The sequence below is a fragment of the Stenotrophomonas sp. WHRI 8082 genome, from assembly GCF_040223995.2.
In the GTDB taxonomy this organism is placed as follows: Bacteria; Pseudomonadota; Gammaproteobacteria; order Xanthomonadales; family Xanthomonadaceae; genus Stenotrophomonas.
Window position 1 is genome coordinate 2781291 of the sequence record NZ_CP167826.1, and the last position, 14861, is coordinate 2796151.

The 14861-nt window shown below is 67.1% G+C and carries 16 protein-coding genes; 6 read left to right on the forward strand and 10 right to left on the reverse strand.

The genetic code is table 11. The features are described from left to right. The first annotated feature begins 146 nt into the window (after positions 1-146). The 3 genes from ABRP17_RS12075 (at position 147) to fghA (ending at position 2490) form a co-directional block, all read left to right on the forward strand. The gene (locus ABRP17_RS12075; protein WP_188326197.1) at positions 147-422 is read left to right on the forward strand and encodes a metal/formaldehyde-sensitive transcriptional repressor; all 276 of its coding nucleotides are present in this window, start codon (positions 147-149) and stop codon (positions 420-422) included. Positions 423-510: 88 nt separating this feature from the next. Then, complete coding sequence (locus ABRP17_RS12080) at positions 511-1620, forward strand: S-(hydroxymethyl)glutathione dehydrogenase/class III alcohol dehydrogenase (RefSeq protein WP_188326198.1); 1110 nt, start codon at positions 511-513, stop codon at positions 1618-1620. A 51-nt stretch (positions 1621-1671) separates the two neighbouring features. Continuing rightward, complete coding sequence (gene fghA / locus ABRP17_RS12085) at positions 1672-2490, forward strand: S-formylglutathione hydrolase (protein ID WP_349986350.1); 819 nt, start codon at positions 1672-1674, stop codon at positions 2488-2490. Positions 2491-2573: 83 nt separating this feature from the next. Here the strand turns inward: fghA and ABRP17_RS12090 are convergent, their stop codons facing one another. The 6 genes from ABRP17_RS12090 to ABRP17_RS12115 all read right to left on the reverse strand — a co-directional run bounded on the left by ABRP17_RS12090 (position 2574) and on the right by ABRP17_RS12115 (position 8364). Next, positions 2574-3434 carry a PA4780 family RIO1-like protein kinase gene (locus tag ABRP17_RS12090; protein ID WP_188326200.1) on the reverse strand — a complete coding sequence of 287 codons (861 nt, stop codon included), beginning with the start codon at positions 3432-3434 and terminating at the stop codon, positions 2574-2576. A gap of 161 nt (positions 3435-3595) precedes the next feature. Next, on the reverse strand, positions 3596-3931 hold the full coding sequence (locus tag ABRP17_RS12095; RefSeq protein ID WP_349986349.1) for a hypothetical protein: 336 nt from the start codon (positions 3929-3931) through the stop codon (positions 3596-3598). 72 nt (positions 3932-4003) lie between these two features. Beyond that, the gene (locus ABRP17_RS12100) at positions 4004-4945 is read right to left on the reverse strand and encodes a DegV family protein (protein ID WP_188326202.1); all 942 of its coding nucleotides are present in this window, start codon (positions 4943-4945) and stop codon (positions 4004-4006) included. A gap of 83 nt (positions 4946-5028) precedes the next feature. After that, positions 5029-5658, reverse strand: a complete 630-nt coding sequence (locus ABRP17_RS12105; protein ID WP_192094073.1) for a 2-hydroxychromene-2-carboxylate isomerase — start codon at positions 5656-5658, stop codon at positions 5029-5031. Between the two features lie 19 nt (positions 5659-5677). Then, positions 5678-6961 carry an amidohydrolase family protein gene (locus ABRP17_RS12110; RefSeq protein WP_372486761.1) on the reverse strand — a complete coding sequence of 428 codons (1284 nt, stop codon included), beginning with the start codon at positions 6959-6961 and terminating at the stop codon, positions 5678-5680. Then, positions 6961-8364, reverse strand: coding sequence for an amidohydrolase (locus ABRP17_RS12115; RefSeq protein WP_349986347.1), 1404 nt, complete (start codon positions 8362-8364; stop codon positions 6961-6963). Before ABRP17_RS12115 ends, ABRP17_RS12110 begins: the two co-directional genes overlap by 1 nt. A 186-nt stretch (positions 8365-8550) precedes the next feature. Between ABRP17_RS12115 and ABRP17_RS12120 the strand changes: the two genes are divergently transcribed. After that, positions 8551-9090, forward strand: coding sequence for a DUF924 family protein (locus ABRP17_RS12120; protein WP_188327187.1), 540 nt, complete (start codon positions 8551-8553; stop codon positions 9088-9090). 99 nt (positions 9091-9189) lie between these two features. Here ABRP17_RS12120 and grxD read toward each other — a convergent pair whose 3' ends face one another. Beyond that, complete coding sequence (grxD, locus tag ABRP17_RS12125) at positions 9190-10116, reverse strand: Grx4 family monothiol glutaredoxin (protein WP_188326206.1); 927 nt, start codon at positions 10114-10116, stop codon at positions 9190-9192. 59 nt (positions 10117-10175) lie between these two features. Here grxD and ABRP17_RS12130 point away from each other — a divergent pair, with 59 nt between their 5' ends. Continuing rightward, on the forward strand, positions 10176-10955 hold the full coding sequence (locus ABRP17_RS12130; RefSeq protein ID WP_349986345.1) for a polysaccharide deacetylase family protein: 780 nt from the start codon (positions 10176-10178) through the stop codon (positions 10953-10955). A gap of 31 nt (positions 10956-10986) precedes the next feature. Here the strand turns inward: ABRP17_RS12130 and ABRP17_RS12135 are convergent, their stop codons facing one another. The 3 genes from ABRP17_RS12135 to ABRP17_RS12145 all read right to left on the reverse strand — a co-directional run bounded on the left by ABRP17_RS12135 (position 10987) and on the right by ABRP17_RS12145 (position 13608). Continuing rightward, entirely contained in the window at positions 10987-11646 is a 660-nt protein-coding gene (locus ABRP17_RS12135; protein WP_349986344.1) for a methyltransferase domain-containing protein, read from the reverse strand. A gap of 67 nt (positions 11647-11713) precedes the next feature. Next, a complete protein-coding gene (locus tag ABRP17_RS12140) occupies positions 11714-12325 on the reverse strand; it encodes an SGNH/GDSL hydrolase family protein (RefSeq protein ID WP_192094069.1) in 612 nt (203 codons plus the stop codon). A 5-nt stretch (positions 12326-12330) separates the two neighbouring features. Beyond that, positions 12331-13608: a pyridoxal phosphate-dependent aminotransferase gene (locus tag ABRP17_RS12145; RefSeq protein WP_188326210.1), complete on the reverse strand. Its 1278-nt coding sequence runs from the start codon at positions 13606-13608 to the stop codon at positions 12331-12333. 112 nt (positions 13609-13720) lie between these two features. Here ABRP17_RS12145 and rsgA point away from each other — a divergent pair, with 112 nt between their 5' ends. After that, positions 13721-14824 carry a ribosome small subunit-dependent GTPase A gene (gene rsgA, locus ABRP17_RS12150; RefSeq protein WP_372486762.1) on the forward strand — a complete coding sequence of 368 codons (1104 nt, stop codon included), beginning with the start codon at positions 13721-13723 and terminating at the stop codon, positions 14822-14824. The last annotated feature ends 37 nt before the right edge of the window (positions 14825-14861 follow it).

Below are 14861 nucleotides of genomic sequence, written 5' to 3' on the forward strand. Positions count from 1 at the left end.
GCGACGATGACCGCGGAATGTATTCACTTGTTGCATGCGCAGGGGGATAGGGGTGTGATGACGCGGCGCGCCGAGAGTGCCTTTGCGCCGAATCCGCATCGCTGTGTATACTATCCCCCAGTATAGTTCATCAGTCTGGATCCGCGATGCCGCATTCCGTCGAAGAGAAGAAGAAAGTGCTGGCTCGCGTGCGCCGGATCCGCGGCCAGTGCGATGCCCTGGATCGCGCACTGGAGGCCGGCGCCGAGTGCGCGCCCGTGCTGCAGCAGATCGCCGCCATCCGTGGCGCGGTCAACGGGCTGATGTCCGAAGTGATGGAAGCGCATCTGCGCGAAGAGTTCGGTCAGCCGGCAGCGTCCGATGCACAGCGCGCCGAGCGCGTGCGCGACATGAGCGCGCTGATCCGTTCTTATCTGAAATGAACCTGGCCCGCCGCGCGGGCCCTAGTAAACAAGCGCGAAACGCGCACCTGCCTACCCTTGTCCTTGCCTGTCCTCTGGAGAATCCACCATGAAGTCCCGCGCCGCTGTTGCATTTGGTCCCGGCCAGCCGCTGAAGATCGTCGAGATCGACGTTGCCCCGCCGAAGAAGGGCGAGGTGCTGGTCAAGATCACCCATACCGGTGTCTGCCATACCGATGCCTTCACGCTGTCCGGGGATGATCCGGAAGGCCTGTTCCCCGCCGTGCTGGGCCACGAAGGCGCCGGCATCGTGGTGGAAGTCGGCGAGGGCGTGACCAGCGTGCAGCCGGGCGATCACGTGATTCCGCTGTACACCGCCGAGTGCGGCGAGTGCCTGTTCTGCAAAAGCGGCAAGACCAATCTCTGCGTCGCCGTGCGTGCCACCCAGGGCAAGGGCGTGATGCCCGATGGCACCACCCGCTTCAGCTACAACGGTGAACCGATCTACCACTACATGGGCTGCTCGACCTTCAGCGAGTACACCGTGGTGGCCGAGGTATCGCTGGCCAAGATCAACCCGGACGCCAACCCGGAGCAGGTCTGCCTGCTGGGCTGCGGCGTCACCACCGGCATCGGTGCCGTCCACAACACCGCGAAGGTGCAGGAAGGCGACAGCGTGGCGGTGTTCGGCCTGGGCGGCATCGGGCTGGCCGTGATCCAGGGCGCGCGCCAGGCCAAGGCCGGCCGGATCATCGCCATCGACACCAATCCGTCCAAGTTCGAGTTGGCACGCGAGTTCGGTGCCACCGATTGTGTGAACCCGAATGATCATGAAGCGCCGATCCAGCAGGTCGTGGTGGAAATGACCGGTTGGGGCGTTGATCACAGCTTCGAATGCATCGGCAACGTCAACGTGATGCGCGCGGCGCTGGAATGCGCACACCGCGGCTGGGGACAGTCGGTGGTGATCGGTGTTGCCGGTGCCGGCAAGGAGATCTCCACGCGTCCGTTCCAGCTGGTGACGGGCCGCAGCTGGAAGGGCAGTGCCTTCGGTGGCGTCAAGGGCCGCAGCCAGCTGCCGGGCATGGTCGAGGATGCGATGAAGGGCGACATCGAGCTGGCACCGTTCGTTACCCACACCATGGACCTCGAGCAGATCAACGACGCCTTCGAGCTGATGCATGAAGGCAAATCGATCCGCTCGGTCGTGCATTTCTGAAGCGCGCGCCGGCCTGGCGCCGGCGCCTCCTGGACAATCGGAGATACCCTCATGGAACGCATTGAACACCGCGCTTGCGCGGGAGGTTGGCAGGACGTATACCAGCATCGATCAGAGGTGCTGGGCTGCGACATGAAGTTCGCGGTGTACCTGCCCCCGCAGGCGGCGACGCGCAAGCTGCCGGTGCTGTATTGGCTGAGCGGACTGACCTGCAACGAGCAGAACTTCATCACCAAGGCCGGCGCGCAGCGCTACGCGGCCGAGCACGGCATCATCCTGGTCGCGCCGGACACCAGTCCACGTGGCGATGACGTGGCCGATGCGGAAAGCTACGACCTTGGCAAGGGCGCGGGGTTTTACCTCAATGCCACCCAGGATCCGTGGGCGTCGCACTACCGGATGCACGACTACGTCGTGGAGGAACTGCCGGCGCTGATCGAAGCCCATTTCCCGGCAACCGACCAGCGAGGCATCAGCGGCCATTCGATGGGCGGACATGGCGCGCTGGTGCTGGCACTGCGCAACCCGGGCCGCTACCGCAGCGTGTCTGCGTTTTCTCCCATCGTCGCGCCCAGCCAGGTGCCGTGGGGCGAGAAGGCGTTCACTGCCTACCTCGGCGACGACCGCAACAGCTGGGCACAGTGGGATGCCAGTGAACTGGTGGCGACCGCCAGCGAGCGGCTGCCGTTGCTGATCGACCAAGGCGACGCAGACGAGTTCCTGGGTGCACAACTGCAACCCCAACGCCTGCAGGCCGCCTGCGAAGCCGCGGGCCACCCGCTGCAGCTGCGCATGCAGCCCGGCTACGACCACAGCTACTACTTCATCGCCACCTTCATCGGCGAGCACATCGCCCACCACGCCCGCTGAAAAAAGGGGACGGAGGGGATTAAGTCGTTTTCGGCCTGACGGCCAGAAACGACTTAATCCCCTCCGTCCCCTTTTTTAATTCTTCAGTCGTCGTCTTCTTCAGCGGCTTCGCGGCCCTGCTGGCGGATCAGGGCTTCTTCGCGCGCATCGTTGATGGCATGGCGCACGCTGTCCAGGTCGATGGTGGATTCGTCATGGACGAAGATGCCGGTCAGCGGGCTGTCCGGCAGCAGATCGCCGGCCTCGAACAGGGCCCACATCTCTTCGCCATACCAGCTGTCCAGCAGCTCCGGGGCGAAGCGGCCGAGGTAGGCGGTGAGGTTGTTCACATCGCGCAGCAGCATCGTCCGAGCTGCATTGTTGCCGCCAGCGCTGACCACCTGCGGGAAGTCGATCACCACCGGTCCATCGGGGCCGACCAGTACGTTGTAGGGCGACAGATCGCCGTGGATCAGGCCGCAGCAGAGCATGCGCACGACCTGGCGGACCAGTACCTGATGGAACTCACGGGCCTGGTCCGGTTCCAGCTCGACTTCGCCCAACCGGGGCGCCGAGAAGCCGTCCGCATCGGTTACCAGCTCCATTACCAGCACGCCATGGAAGTAACCGTGGGGTTCGGGTACACGTACGCCGGCGTCGCGCAACTGGTACAGCGCGTCCACTTCGGTGTTCTTCCACGCGGTTTCCTGCTGCTTGCGGCCGTATTTGCTGGCCTTGCCCACCGCGCGGGATTCGCGGCTGCCACGGACCTTGCGGCCTTCCTGATACTGCACGCGCTGCTGGAAACTGCGCTGGGCCATGTCCTTGTAGACCTTGGCGCAGCGCACATCGTCGCCGCTGCGTACCACGTACACAGCCGCTTCCTTGCCACTTTTCAGCGGACGCAGCACTTCATCGATAACGCCGTCGTCGATCAGCGACTGCAAGCCTGGGGGGGTCTTCACGGAACCTCGGTGGGGCGGCCGACGCCAATGGCTGGCCAGAAAGAGGGGGATTTTCGCACCTTCCCGCCGCTGCGGCCACCCGCCGCAAAAAGGGGGCGGAGGGGATCAAGGCGCAGGCGGCATGGCCGAAAACGACTTAATCCCCTCCGTCCCCTTTTGCTTCAGCGGACTTCGCGCAGTTCCCAGTGGTGGCCGGCGAGCAGGCCCATGCGCTGGCGGAAGACGTCGCCGTTGATGCTGGTGGTCACCTGCAGGTTGATCCGCAGGTCGTCCTGGGTGCCGCTCACGGTGGCGCTCGGATCGGTTACGCCCCACTGCGCGGGGACAGCATCGGGGTCGTTCTGCTTCGCCTTCCATTTGTCGAACAGTGCCGTGGAGGTCAACGCGGCCTGCAGTTCTTCAGCAAATCCCTGCGCGCCCTGCGAATGGAAAGACAGGGCGGTGTCATTGCCGCGGGCTTTGGCCGGGTCAGGCAGGCTGATGTAATACGTGGTCATCGGGATCTCCGTTCAATGTGCCAAGCGTTGCAGGGGCGAAGTGCAAACCGTGTGCAGAGTGCTCTGGCCTCATCATTCGAAACGATGCGGACCATCCGCGAAGCCGACGGTCAGCGCCCCCTTGCCGACGTTGACCATGCCGGTCAGGCTCATCACCGTTTCATACACCTCCACGCCATGGTCCCCACAGACCTGGCGCAGCGACGCGTAGCCAGGCAGGGCACGCAGTTCGTCCAGTTCGCCGCCATAGCTCAGGCATACGGTCGGGGTCATCAGCCCGGCACGTACGCGCTGGCCGACCACATCGAACAGCTTGGTCACGGCGTTGTCGAAGCCCTTGATCTTGGCCACCGGGCCGGTTTCGCCCCGATACCCGTGCAGTACCGGCTTGATGTCCAGCGCGCTACCCAGCGCCGCACTGAGCAATCCGACGCTGCGATCGCCCTTGTGCCGGGCCCGCGCGCGCATGTAATACAGGTCGCGGGTGATCATGTAGCCATGCACGTTGCCGGCCAGTTCTTCCAGCCGCTCGCGGATCTGCTGCACGCTGGCGCCGCTTTCACGCAGGCGCACGGCCTCGATCGCGGTCACCGCCTGGGCGGCAAACAGGTTCTGCGTGTCGATCACCCGCAGGGCGAAGGGCGAGTTGAAGCCCGCCGCCTGTCGGACGGGTTTGTAATCGTTGAGGATGGCGAAGCTGGCCTGCATCGCGTTGTCGTGGATCGGACTGCGCGTCTTGGTGATGGTCATGCAGAACACGTGGTCGTAATCGATGACCAGGCGCTGCAGGAACAGGTCGCGGATCTGCTGCACGCTGAAAGGGATGGTCTCCGCTTCGGCGCCATGCTCGGCAACGTGGGCATGCAGGAAACTCAGGGTGGCCTGCTCGTCACGGTGGTCGGCCAGGATGGCTTCACCGATCCGCACGGTGATGGGCAGCAGGACGATCCTGTGCTGGGTGATGAAGTCCTGCGGCAGGTCGCAGGCCGAGTCGACGACGATTCCTATACGCATTCGCAGGCCCCCTCCAGGCGCGTTTGCTGGCTTGAAAGCGTGAACGCTATCGCAAAATGGAGGGCCGCGCGCGTGCCGGACGTTCAGCGATTCCGGTGCACGGCGGTGGGCAGGTCCAGCACGGCCTGCCAGTCCGGCTGCATCAGCAGGGCCGGATCGTCCAGCACGGCTGCCATCAACCGGTGCGCATCGTTGCCCCAGAACAGTTCGCCATCGACCGACAGCGTCGGCACGCCGAATACCCCGGCCGCGATCGCGGCATCGGTGTTCCGGCGCAAGGCCTCCTTCACCTCCACCGCGGCGATGGCGCTGGCGACATCCTCCACGTCCAGCACCTCCGCCAGCTGGGCAAGCGCAGCCGCCTCATCGGCAGCGCGGCCCTGAGCCCAGATCCAGTCGAACAGCGCATCAACGGCTGCCGTGGTGCAGCCGGCAGCGATGCACAGGCGCAGGGCGGGCAGCGGATTGAACGGATGGGCCGGTGGAAAGCGCAGGGCCACCCCTTCCTGCTGCGCCGTCCACAGCAGTTGCCGATAGGCGAAGCGCCGCTTTGCCGGGATCTCGGCCGGCCCCAGGTTGCCCAGGTGATGCAGTACGGCCCCCAAGGCGATGGGGACCGGCTGGATACGCGGGAACTGCGGCAGGGTCTTCAGTTTCTGCCAGTGCAGATAGGCGTACGGGGAGACGAAATCGAAGTACCAGCGCAGCGCCATTGCATCGTCTCCGTCGGGGTCAGGGCTGTGCGGTGCGCTGCAGGTAGCGGTCGCGCAGCTCGGTCTGGCGCGAACGCATGGGCATCGCCCGCCCGCCCAGCCACACCTGTTCGGCATAGTGGGCCACATCCAGCGGATCGCCTTCCCACAACACCAGGTCCGCCAGCTTGCCCACTTCGATGCTGCCGATGCGATCGCCGACACCGAGTGCCTGGGCCGGTACGCGGGTCAGACCGGCCAGGCCGTCCGCCCACGGCAGTCCATGCGCTACGGCGTTGCCGGCCAACTGGCGGATCTTGCGCGCGTTGTGCGAGGCATCGCCACTCTGCGCGAAGCTGACCTCCACGCCGGTCTTGCGCAGGCGGGCGGCATTTTCCAGCGTGGCGCCGATCTGGTCGAAGGTCGTGGGCAGGTTGCCCAGGCCGTCGACGAACACGGGCACGCGTGCCTGCGCGAGCTCTGCGGCCAATTGCCAGGCTTCGGCGCCTCCCACGATCGCGATCTTGACCTTCTCGCGTGCGGACCAGCGCAGCAACTGGCGGATGTCCGATGCGCGGTCCACCTCGATGATGATGCGGCCCTTGCCCGCCAGGTAATCGGCCAGCGTGCGGCGCCCCGCGGCGGTGAGCAGGGCATGCGGTGAATCGGTGCCGACCCGGCCACGCGCTTCGTCGATCATCTGCTGCAGCAGCATCCACTGCGCGGCGCGCGACTTGCCGGTCAGCTCGGCGGCAGCCGACCCCAGGCGCAGGTACAGCGCACGCGGGCCGATCGGATCGGCGCTGCCGTCCAGTCGCACCACGCCGCCTTGGCCGGCCACGAAGCCGCCACCGGTATGGGCACCCAGTGCAGTGAAACCGATGCCCTCCACGCGGGCGACCGGCACCAGGATCGAGGCGGGGTTGTAGGCCAGGGTGACGTCGAACTCGGGCCGCAGCGGCTGCGAATCGAGGGTCAGCGTGCTGTCCACGGTGCTCTCTTCGCCCGACACCTCTTCGATGCCGATCTCGGTGATGCCACCGAACAGGGCCGGCGTCAGGGGGCGGCCGTTGGCTTCCACCACCGGCACCCCGGCCGGTGCGGCCAGGCCCGTACCAATGGACTGGATCAGCCCTGCACGGACCAGCACATCGGCGTTGTCCAGGCTGCCGCGCGCACCCACCGTATGCACGGTTGCATTGCGGATCAGCAGATCCTGCGCTGTGACCGTCATCGGCAGCACGCAGGCCACGGCGAGGAACGCCATCGCCGGGGCAAGCCACGCCCGCTGGCGCTTGATCTTCATGGTCGAGCGACTACCCATCACCGCACCTCCTGGCCAAGACGGAAATCAGACACCGGCTTGCTGCCCGGATCGGCGCGGTCGAAGTAGCGGTGGCCGTCGATGAACACTTCGTCGGCCAGTGCATACGAACTGAAAGGATTGCCGTTCCACACCACCACGTCGGCGTTCTTGCCGGCCTCCAGCGTGCCGGTGTGCTGCTCGATACCCAGCGCCTTGGCCGCGTTGTAGGTCATCCAGGTGATGGCCCGTTCCGGCGCGATGACCGGCATGTTGGCCCGGCGGGCCGACGCGATCACCTTCGCCGCTTCCTGGTTCAGGCGCTGGATGCCTTCGGGCGAATCCGAGTGCACGATGGCGCAGCTGTTGGCGGGCCGATCCACCAGCGCGATGTTCTCCTGGATACCGTCGAAGGCCTCCATCTTGAAGCCCCACCAGTCCGCCCACAGCGCGCCGCAGACGCCCTCTGCGGCGAGCCGGTCTGCCAGCTTGTAGGCTTCCACGCCATGGTGGAAGGCAGCGATCTTGAAGCCGAACTCGTCGGCCAGATCAAGCATCGTCGCCATTTCATCGGCGCGATAGCAGTGGATGTGCACGCGGATGTCGCCCTGGATGGCGCCCGCCAGCGTATCCAGCTTGAGGTCGCGCTTGCCGCCGCTGTCGCCGCTGCTGTCTTCCTTGTCACCACCGAACCAGCGCTTGGGCTTGGCCGGCTTGCTGGTGTTCTTGGCGATGTACTCGCTGGCATCGATGAACGCGGCGCGGTAACCGGCGACATTGCCCATGCGGGTACCGGGCGCGGTGCCCTTGCCGCCGTAGACGCGCTTGGGGTTTTCGCCGCAGGCCATCTTCAGTCCCCAGGGGGCGCCGGGGAATTTCATGGCCTGGTAGGTGGTGGTCGGTACGTTCTTCAGCACCACGCCACGCCCGCCCACCAGATTGGCCGAACCGGGCAGGACCTGCATGCTGGTCACGCCGCCGGCGAGTGCCTCGGCAAAACCGGGGTCCTGCGGCCACACGGAATGTTCGGCCCACACATTGGCGGTGACGGGGGCGGTCATCTCGTTGCCATCGCTGTGCGCGCTGACGCCGGGGCTGGGGTAGACGCCCAGGTGTGAATGCACGTCGATCAGGCCCGGCGTCACCCAGCGGCCGCGCGCGTCGATGCGGCGGACGTCGGTGCCGGCCTGCAGGCCGCGGCCGACCTCCGCCACTTTTCCATCACGCAGCAGCACGTCCGCATCGTCCAGGCGCTGCCCTGTACCGGTAAGGACGGTGGCGTTGTGGATCAGTACGGCTTCGCTGCTGCGCGGCTGGTACGTGCTCGGATACGGATCCTGGATGAAGCGCGAAGCGCCGATGGCCGGCGCAGCGGCCAGCGACAGCAGCGCCAGGCCGATGCCGGCGCGCAGCAGGTTGTGCATGATGTCCCCGTAAGCGTGGTGGTGCAGGTCGCTGAAGCTAGCGGAGTGGACCGCTGCTTGCCAAGTGACCTTCGGCCTGGCGCCGCCAGCGCGGTGCTGCGGGCCGGGTCACGCACAGCCCGTTGTGTCTCGTAGAATCGCCCCATGAAGAGCACGCAGTTCCCCCTCCAACCGGTGGAGCAGGACATGGACATGGCAGCACAGGTCGTGGCGTTCTGGACCGAAGCCGGTCCGGCGAAATGGTTCGCGCGCGATGATGCGTTCGATGCCCACTTCCGGCGTCTTTTCCTTGAGGAGCATCATGCTGCCGCATCACGGGCACGCGAGTACTGGCTGTCCACGGCGGAGGGCGCGCTGGCGCTGATGCTCCTGCTGGACCAGTTCCCGCGCAACTGCTTCCGCGGCACCGCCCACTCGTATGCCACCGATGGACTGGCAAGGCATTACGCCATGCGGGCCGTGGAGGAAGGACTGGACCTGCAGCTGGTGCCGAAACTGCGCGCTTTCATTTATTTGCCGTTCGAGCACTCCGAAGACCCGCAGGACCAGGAACGGTCGGTGTCGATGTTCGACGTGCTGGGTGACAAGGAGTACCTGCAGTTCGCCGAACTGCATCGTGAGCTGATCCAGCGCTTCGGGCGCTTCCCGCACCGCAATGCAGTGCTCGGCCGGATGCCGACGCTGGACGAGCTGGACTATCTGGCAGAGGGCGGTTTCAGCGGGTAGTGCAGGTGCGTGACCCGCCACGCTGTTGCCCGGTTCGCCGAGCATGGCTCGGCGCCACTTTGATAAGGCGGGCACAGCGGCCCGCCATCCGGGGAGGGCTCAGTACTTCGGCACGCCGTTGTCCACGTCGTCGGACCACGCATCGATGCCGCCGGTCACGTTGTGCACCTTGCTGAAACCCAATGCGCGGAACTGTTCGGCGGCCTGCGCGCTGCGTCCACCGTGGTGGCACAGGAAGGCCAGCGCGGTGTCCTTCGGCAACGCTTCCAGCTCGGCACGACCGTTGCCATCGAACACCTTGAACGGCACGCCGACGGCAGCGATCGCACGCTCTTCGGCCGGGCGCACGTCGACCAGCACGACCGTACCGGCACGCACCAGGTCATCGGCATCGCGCACCGACAGCTCGGTGATCGCCTTGGGGGCGTTCGGGTTGTCGATCGCAAGGCCCTTGCCGCGGATGTCGTCCACCCAGTCGATGGTGACGCCGTCGGCGCGGCGCGCGCTGGCCAGGTCGAACTGCACGCGCAGGCCGTTGGATTCGGCAGCGATGGCATTGGCATCGAACGGGGCCAGCTGGAAGTTCGGCTGGAAGCGGGCATCGATGCCCAGCTGCAGCGACGCGCCGGGCGAATCGGCCAGTGCGCCCTTCAGCATCTCCACGGCGGCCGGGGTGACGGTGATCGACGGCGGGGTGCGATCCGGCGCGGCCAGGCCGAGCACGCTGCTCAACTCGCCGCTGGAGGCCATCTGCAGGATGATGTCGCTGCCGCCGACCAGTTCGCCATCGATGTACAGCTGCGGGATGGTCGGCCAGTCGCCGTACTGCTTGATGCCTTCGCGGATGTCCTGGTCGGCGAGCACGTTGACGTGGCCGAACTCCACGCCCAGATCCTGCAGCGCGCCCACGGCCTTGGCCGAGAACCCGCACTGCGGCATGGCCGGCTGTCCCTTCATGAACAGCACGACGCGGTCGTTGGCGAGAATGGTGTCGATGCGCGAGCGCAGGGCGGGATCGAGGGACATGGCGGTTGAAATCCGGTGATATCGAACCGCTGATTCTACCCCCCGTGGCATCATGGGGCATGACCGCTGTGGAAACGCTGCATTGCCCCCCGCGCTGGCCATGGCATGCCCTGGCCGCGTTCGCCGTGTCCCAGGTGCTGGCGCTGGGAGTGTGGCTGTGGGCTGGCTGGGCCTGGGGCCTGTGCCTGCTGCTGGCCAGCCATGCGCTGTTCCTGCTGCCGGTATTCCTGCCGAACAGCCGCTTCTACGCCCCGGTCGTCAGCCGGCTGCCGGCCGCGCTCGACGCGGTCTGGCTGACCATCGACGATGGCCCGGGGCCGGATACGCGCCGCGTGCTGGATCTGCTGGACCGGCACCAGGCACGGGCGACCTTCTTCCTGGTCGGTGAGCGCGCACTGGCCCAGCCGGAGCTGGTGCGCGAGATCGTGGCGCGCGGGCACGACCTGGGCAACCACAGCCACACGCACCCGGAGCGGCGCTTCTGGCGTCTGGGGGCGACGGCCATGGCAGCCGAGCTGGGACGGTGCCAGTACGCCCTGCAGGCGCTGACGGGGCAGCCGCCGCGCTGGTACCGCTCGGTGGTCGGCATGACCAATCCGTTCGTCGCCCCCCTGCTGCGACAGCACGGCCTGACCCGCGTCGGCTGGAGTGCGCGCGGTTTCGACGGCGTGTCCTGCACGCCGGCGCAGGTGCTAGCGCGGCTGGCGCCTGATCTGCGGGCAGGGGCGATCGTGCTGCTGCACGAGGGCAGTGCGCATGGGCACAACCTGACGATCATCGAAGGCGTGCTGCAGGCGCTGGACGCGCGTGGACTGAAGGCCCGTCTGCCTGCGGAATGATGGGCCGGCCCGCCACAGCGCCTTCCGGCCATCAGCCTGCGGCGCGGTGGGCTACCAGCAGCCAGCTGTTGAACGGTGTTCGCCCATGCAGGGCGCGCGGACGCTCGACCTCAAGACCCGCCTCGACCAGTACCTCGGTCAACGCCTCCGGTCTGGGATAGTGGCGCGGCCGGGTGCGCATCCAGCCTGACAGCCATCCGAGCCGGTCGGTGAGCCGGGTAGTGCGGTCACGGCCATCGCCTGTGTCCAGCGGCGTGCGCAGCAGCAGGCGTCCGCCTGCGGCCACCCGCGCGGCGGCCGCACGCAGCAGGAGGGTCTGCGACGGCGCGTCCAGGTAGTGCAGCACATCCAGCACGGCGACGTGCCCGCAGTGCGCTGGCAGGGGGCGTCGCAGGTCCAGCGGATCGACACGGGCGTCGACCAGCCCGGCACGCTGCAGCGCATGGTGGGCGTGGTGGATCTTGCCCGCATCGAGATCCACGCCGACATACCCCTGCGCACGACCCTGCAGGCGCATCACGTGGCCCAGCAGGCCCAGTCCGCAGCCCAGGTCGAGTACGGGCAACGCATCGGTCGGCAAGGCCTGCAGTACGCCGTGATACAGCGGGTCGCTGCGCAGCTTGGCCTGCACGTAGTAGTAGCGGCTGCGGTTGCCCCAGGGGCTGTCGGGCAGAAAGGCGGTGGCGATCATGCGTGCCTGCGACGGCGGCAGCGGCGAGGGCAAGTGCGCTGCGGAGGACGGCGCGCCGGTCACCCGATCAGGCGTCGCGGGCGAGCAGGCGCTCGGCCAGCGGCAGGGCGCGCTGCGCCCACAGCGCATACAGCGCGGCGGAAGGATGCAGCCCATCGTCGACCAGCATGGCCGGTTCGGCCCCGTGCTGGCGGGACAGGTCGGTGATATCCACGAAAACCACGCCGTGTGCGTTGCAGATCTCCTCGGCCGCACGATTGTAGTCATCCAGCGCCCGTGCGATCGCCGCGCGGTCGCGACCCTCGGCAAACGGAGTGACGCCCCAGTCCGGGATCGACAGCACCAGCACCCGTCCGGCGTTGCCGCCGGCGAAGGCAAGCGCGCGCTGCAGCAGCGCGGTGAACTCCACCGCGTACGCATCCACGGCGCGCGCGCGGTACTGGTTGTTGACGCCGATCAGCAGGCTGACGAAGTCGAAGGGACCACGGGGCGCAGCGTCATCGATGCCGGCATCCAGTTCGTCGGTCGTCCACCCGGTGGTGGCGATGGTATGCGGATCGGTCAGCGCAATCCCGCGGGCACGCAGCAGCGCCGCCAGTTGCTGCGGCCACCGACCGGCCACCGGTACGCCTTCACCGATGGTGTAGGAATCACCCAGGGCCAGCCAGCGCAGTGTCATCGCGGTCAGGCGACCGCCGAACGGCGTGGCTTCAGCGGCACGACCTTGCGGTTGGCCTCTGCACGGCGCGCCAGGGCGCGATCAATGCGCGCGAATACATCGCGCATCACGGCCGCTTCCGGCAGCAGGGTGACCCGGAAATGATGGCGGTACGGCACGTTGAAGCTTGAGCCCGGTACCACCAGCACCCCTTCGTTGTTCATCAGGTCGAGCGCGAACTCATGGTCATCCACGCCCTTCGCGGCATCACCGACGATGGCGGGGAAGGCATACAGCGCGCCGGCGGGAGCGACCAGCGAAAGATGCTCGCTGGCGGCACAGGCGTCGATCACTGCGCGACGGGTTTCGTACAGGCGGCCGCCCGGCGTACACAGCGGGCTGATCGTATCGGGCCCGTTCACGGCCGCGTCGATCGCGTACTGGCCCGGCACGTTCGCGCACAGGCGCAACGCGCTCAGCAGGTCCATCGCCGCACGGAAGTCGCCCAGCCGTTCCGCCTCGCCGGACAGCATCGCCCAGCCCACCCGCCAGCCGCAGGCGCGATGCACCTTGCTCAGGCCGCTGAAGGTGAGGCAGGGCAGGTCGCCGGCGAGCGGGGCCACCGGCTGGAACACCGCGTCGTCGTACAGGATCTGGTCGTAGATTTCATCAACCATCAGCAGCAGGTTGTGCTTGCGCGCGATGGCGACGATGCGCTCCAGCAGTTCACGCGGATAGCTCGCGCCGCTGGGGTTGTTCGGGTTGATCAGCACGATGGCGCGGGTGCGCGAAGACACCAGGGCTTCGATCTCGTCCGGATCGGGCTGGAAGCCGTTTTCCGGCGCGCAGCGGTAATACACCGGGCGACCGTCGTTAAGGATGGTGGCGGCCGACCACAGCGGATAGTCCGGCGAGGGCACCAGCACTTCATCGCCCGGGTTGAGCAGGGCGCGCAGGGACAGGTCGATCAGTTCGCTGACGCCGTTGCCGACGAATACGCGGTCCGGATGGGCATCGGGTGCACCACGGCGGGCGTAGGCCGCGGCGATCGCCTCGCGGGCCACAGGCAGCCCCTGCTGGTGGGTATACGGGTCGGTGCGGCCCATGTCATCGGCAATCGCGCGCTGCAGGTGCTGCGGTGCACGGAAACCGAAATTGCCCGGGTTGCCGATGTTCAACTTGATCAGCGTGCGGCCCTGCGCTTCCAGTTCCCGCGCTCGTCGCGCCAGCTCTCCTCGGATCTCGTAGCGCACTTCGGAAAGGCGTTCACGGATGGCCAGGGGCTTGGGCGTGGGGGTGGACATGGCAGACGGGCCGTCAATGGGCATGGAAAGCCCATACTAGCTGAATTGCTGCAGCGCATGGCAAGGGGGCGTGGGGCCTGACGCCGCGCCCGCATGCCCCGCTGCCGGTAGAATGCGCAGGATGACCGAGACCCCTGATTACAACGCCCTGCAGACGATTGGCTGGCCCTGGCCGGGAGCACCCACGGCGGACGACCAGGCCGACTGGTACGCCGCGATGGAGGCGCATCCGCAGGCGCGGCCGGCGCGTGTGATCGAGCAGCACCGGACGCACTATGTGGTGGCAGACGGTCCCGATGCGTCAATCAAGGCCGAATCGCTTCCCGAATGGCAGCGCCCGCGCTTCCCCAGCCATGAGCGGCCCGCCGTCGGCGACTGGGTCCTGCTGGAGGGGGTGCGCATCGTCGCGCTGCTGCCGCGTCGTACCGCGATCAAGCGCGGCGCGGCGGGCGAGCATTATCACCAGCAGGTCATCGCCGCCAACGTCGATACGGTGTTCATCGTCTGCGGACTGGATTCGGATTTCAATCCACGCCGTATCGAACGGTATCTGCTGCTGGTCGGTGGCGGCGGGGCCGTGCCGGTGGTGGTGCTGACCAAGGCCGACCAGACCGAGTACAGCGAAGATGCGCTGGCGGTACTGGATGAACTGAAAGCGCAGGGCATCGCCCTGCGTGCGGTGAACGGACTGGATGCGGACAGTGTCGCCACGCTGCATCCGTGGCTGGGCCCGGGCCACACGGTGGTGCTGGTCGGGTCCTCCGGGGCCGGCAAGTCGACGTTGACCAACACGCTGCTGGGCGAGCAGCGGATGAAGACGAACAGCGTGCGTTCCAATGACTCGCGCGGCCGCCATACCACCACGCACCGTGCGTTGATGCCGCTGCCGATGGGCGCCTGCCTGATCGATACGCCTGGCATGCGCGAGCTCAAGCCGACCGGCGAAGAGACGCTGGCCGAAGGGGGCTTTGCCGATATCGAGGCGCTGGCCGAGCAGTGCCGGTTCCGCAACTGCCTGCACCAGCAGGAGCCCGGGTGCGCGGTACGCGCGGCGATCGAGGACGGCACGATCGAAGAGACCCGCGTGTTGAACTACTTCAAGCTGAAGGACGAAGTGGCTGCCGCCGCCGCCAAGCTGGCGGTACGCCAAGCGGAGACGGCGCAGGAGCGACGTACGGCCGCACGCCGCGGCGCCGGCAAACCACGCCGGCGCTGACGCCGGTTGGGGCGGGTAGTGACGGCCGCTGGCCGTC

Bases quoted from the DNA above. Each gene is read 5' to 3' on its own strand.
- ABRP17_RS12095 (WP_349986349.1), bottom strand. From the start codon at position 3,931: ATGACCACGTATTACATCAGCCTGCCTGACCCGGCCAAAGCCCGCGGC.
- ABRP17_RS12105 (WP_192094073.1), bottom strand. From the start codon at position 5,658: ATGGCGCTGCGCTGGTACTTCGATTTCGTCTCCCCGTACGCCTATCTG.
- ABRP17_RS12135 (WP_349986344.1), bottom strand. From the start codon at position 11,646: ATGATCGCCACCGCCTTTCTGCCCGACAGCCCCTGGGGCAACCGCAGC.
- fghA (WP_349986350.1), top strand. From the start codon at position 1,672: ATGGAACGCATTGAACACCGCGCTTGCGCGGGAGGTTGGCAGGACGTA.
- ABRP17_RS12100 (WP_188326202.1), bottom strand. From the start codon at position 4,945: ATGCGTATAGGAATCGTCGTCGACTCGGCCTGCGACCTGCCGCAGGAC.
- ABRP17_RS12145 (WP_188326210.1), bottom strand. From the start codon at position 13,608: ATGTCCACCCCCACGCCCAAGCCCCTGGCCATCCGTGAACGCCTTTCC.
- rsgA (WP_372486762.1), top strand. From the start codon at position 13,721: ATGCGCAGGATGACCGAGACCCCTGATTACAACGCCCTGCAGACGATT.
- ABRP17_RS12110 (WP_372486761.1), bottom strand. From the start codon at position 6,961: ATGGGTAGTCGCTCGACCATGAAGATCAAGCGCCAGCGGGCGTGGCTT.
- grxD (WP_188326206.1), bottom strand. From the start codon at position 10,116: ATGTCCCTCGATCCCGCCCTGCGCTCGCGCATCGACACCATTCTCGCC.
- ABRP17_RS12120 (WP_188327187.1), top strand. From the start codon at position 8,551: ATGGACATGGCAGCACAGGTCGTGGCGTTCTGGACCGAAGCCGGTCCG.
- ABRP17_RS12130 (WP_349986345.1), top strand. From the start codon at position 10,176: ATGACCGCTGTGGAAACGCTGCATTGCCCCCCGCGCTGGCCATGGCAT.
- ABRP17_RS12115 (WP_349986347.1), bottom strand. From the start codon at position 8,364: ATGCACAACCTGCTGCGCGCCGGCATCGGCCTGGCGCTGCTGTCGCTG.
- ABRP17_RS12075 (WP_188326197.1), top strand. From the start codon at position 147: ATGCCGCATTCCGTCGAAGAGAAGAAGAAAGTGCTGGCTCGCGTGCGC.
- ABRP17_RS12140 (WP_192094069.1), bottom strand. From the start codon at position 12,325: ATGACACTGCGCTGGCTGGCCCTGGGTGATTCCTACACCATCGGTGAA.
- ABRP17_RS12080 (WP_188326198.1), top strand. From the start codon at position 511: ATGAAGTCCCGCGCCGCTGTTGCATTTGGTCCCGGCCAGCCGCTGAAG.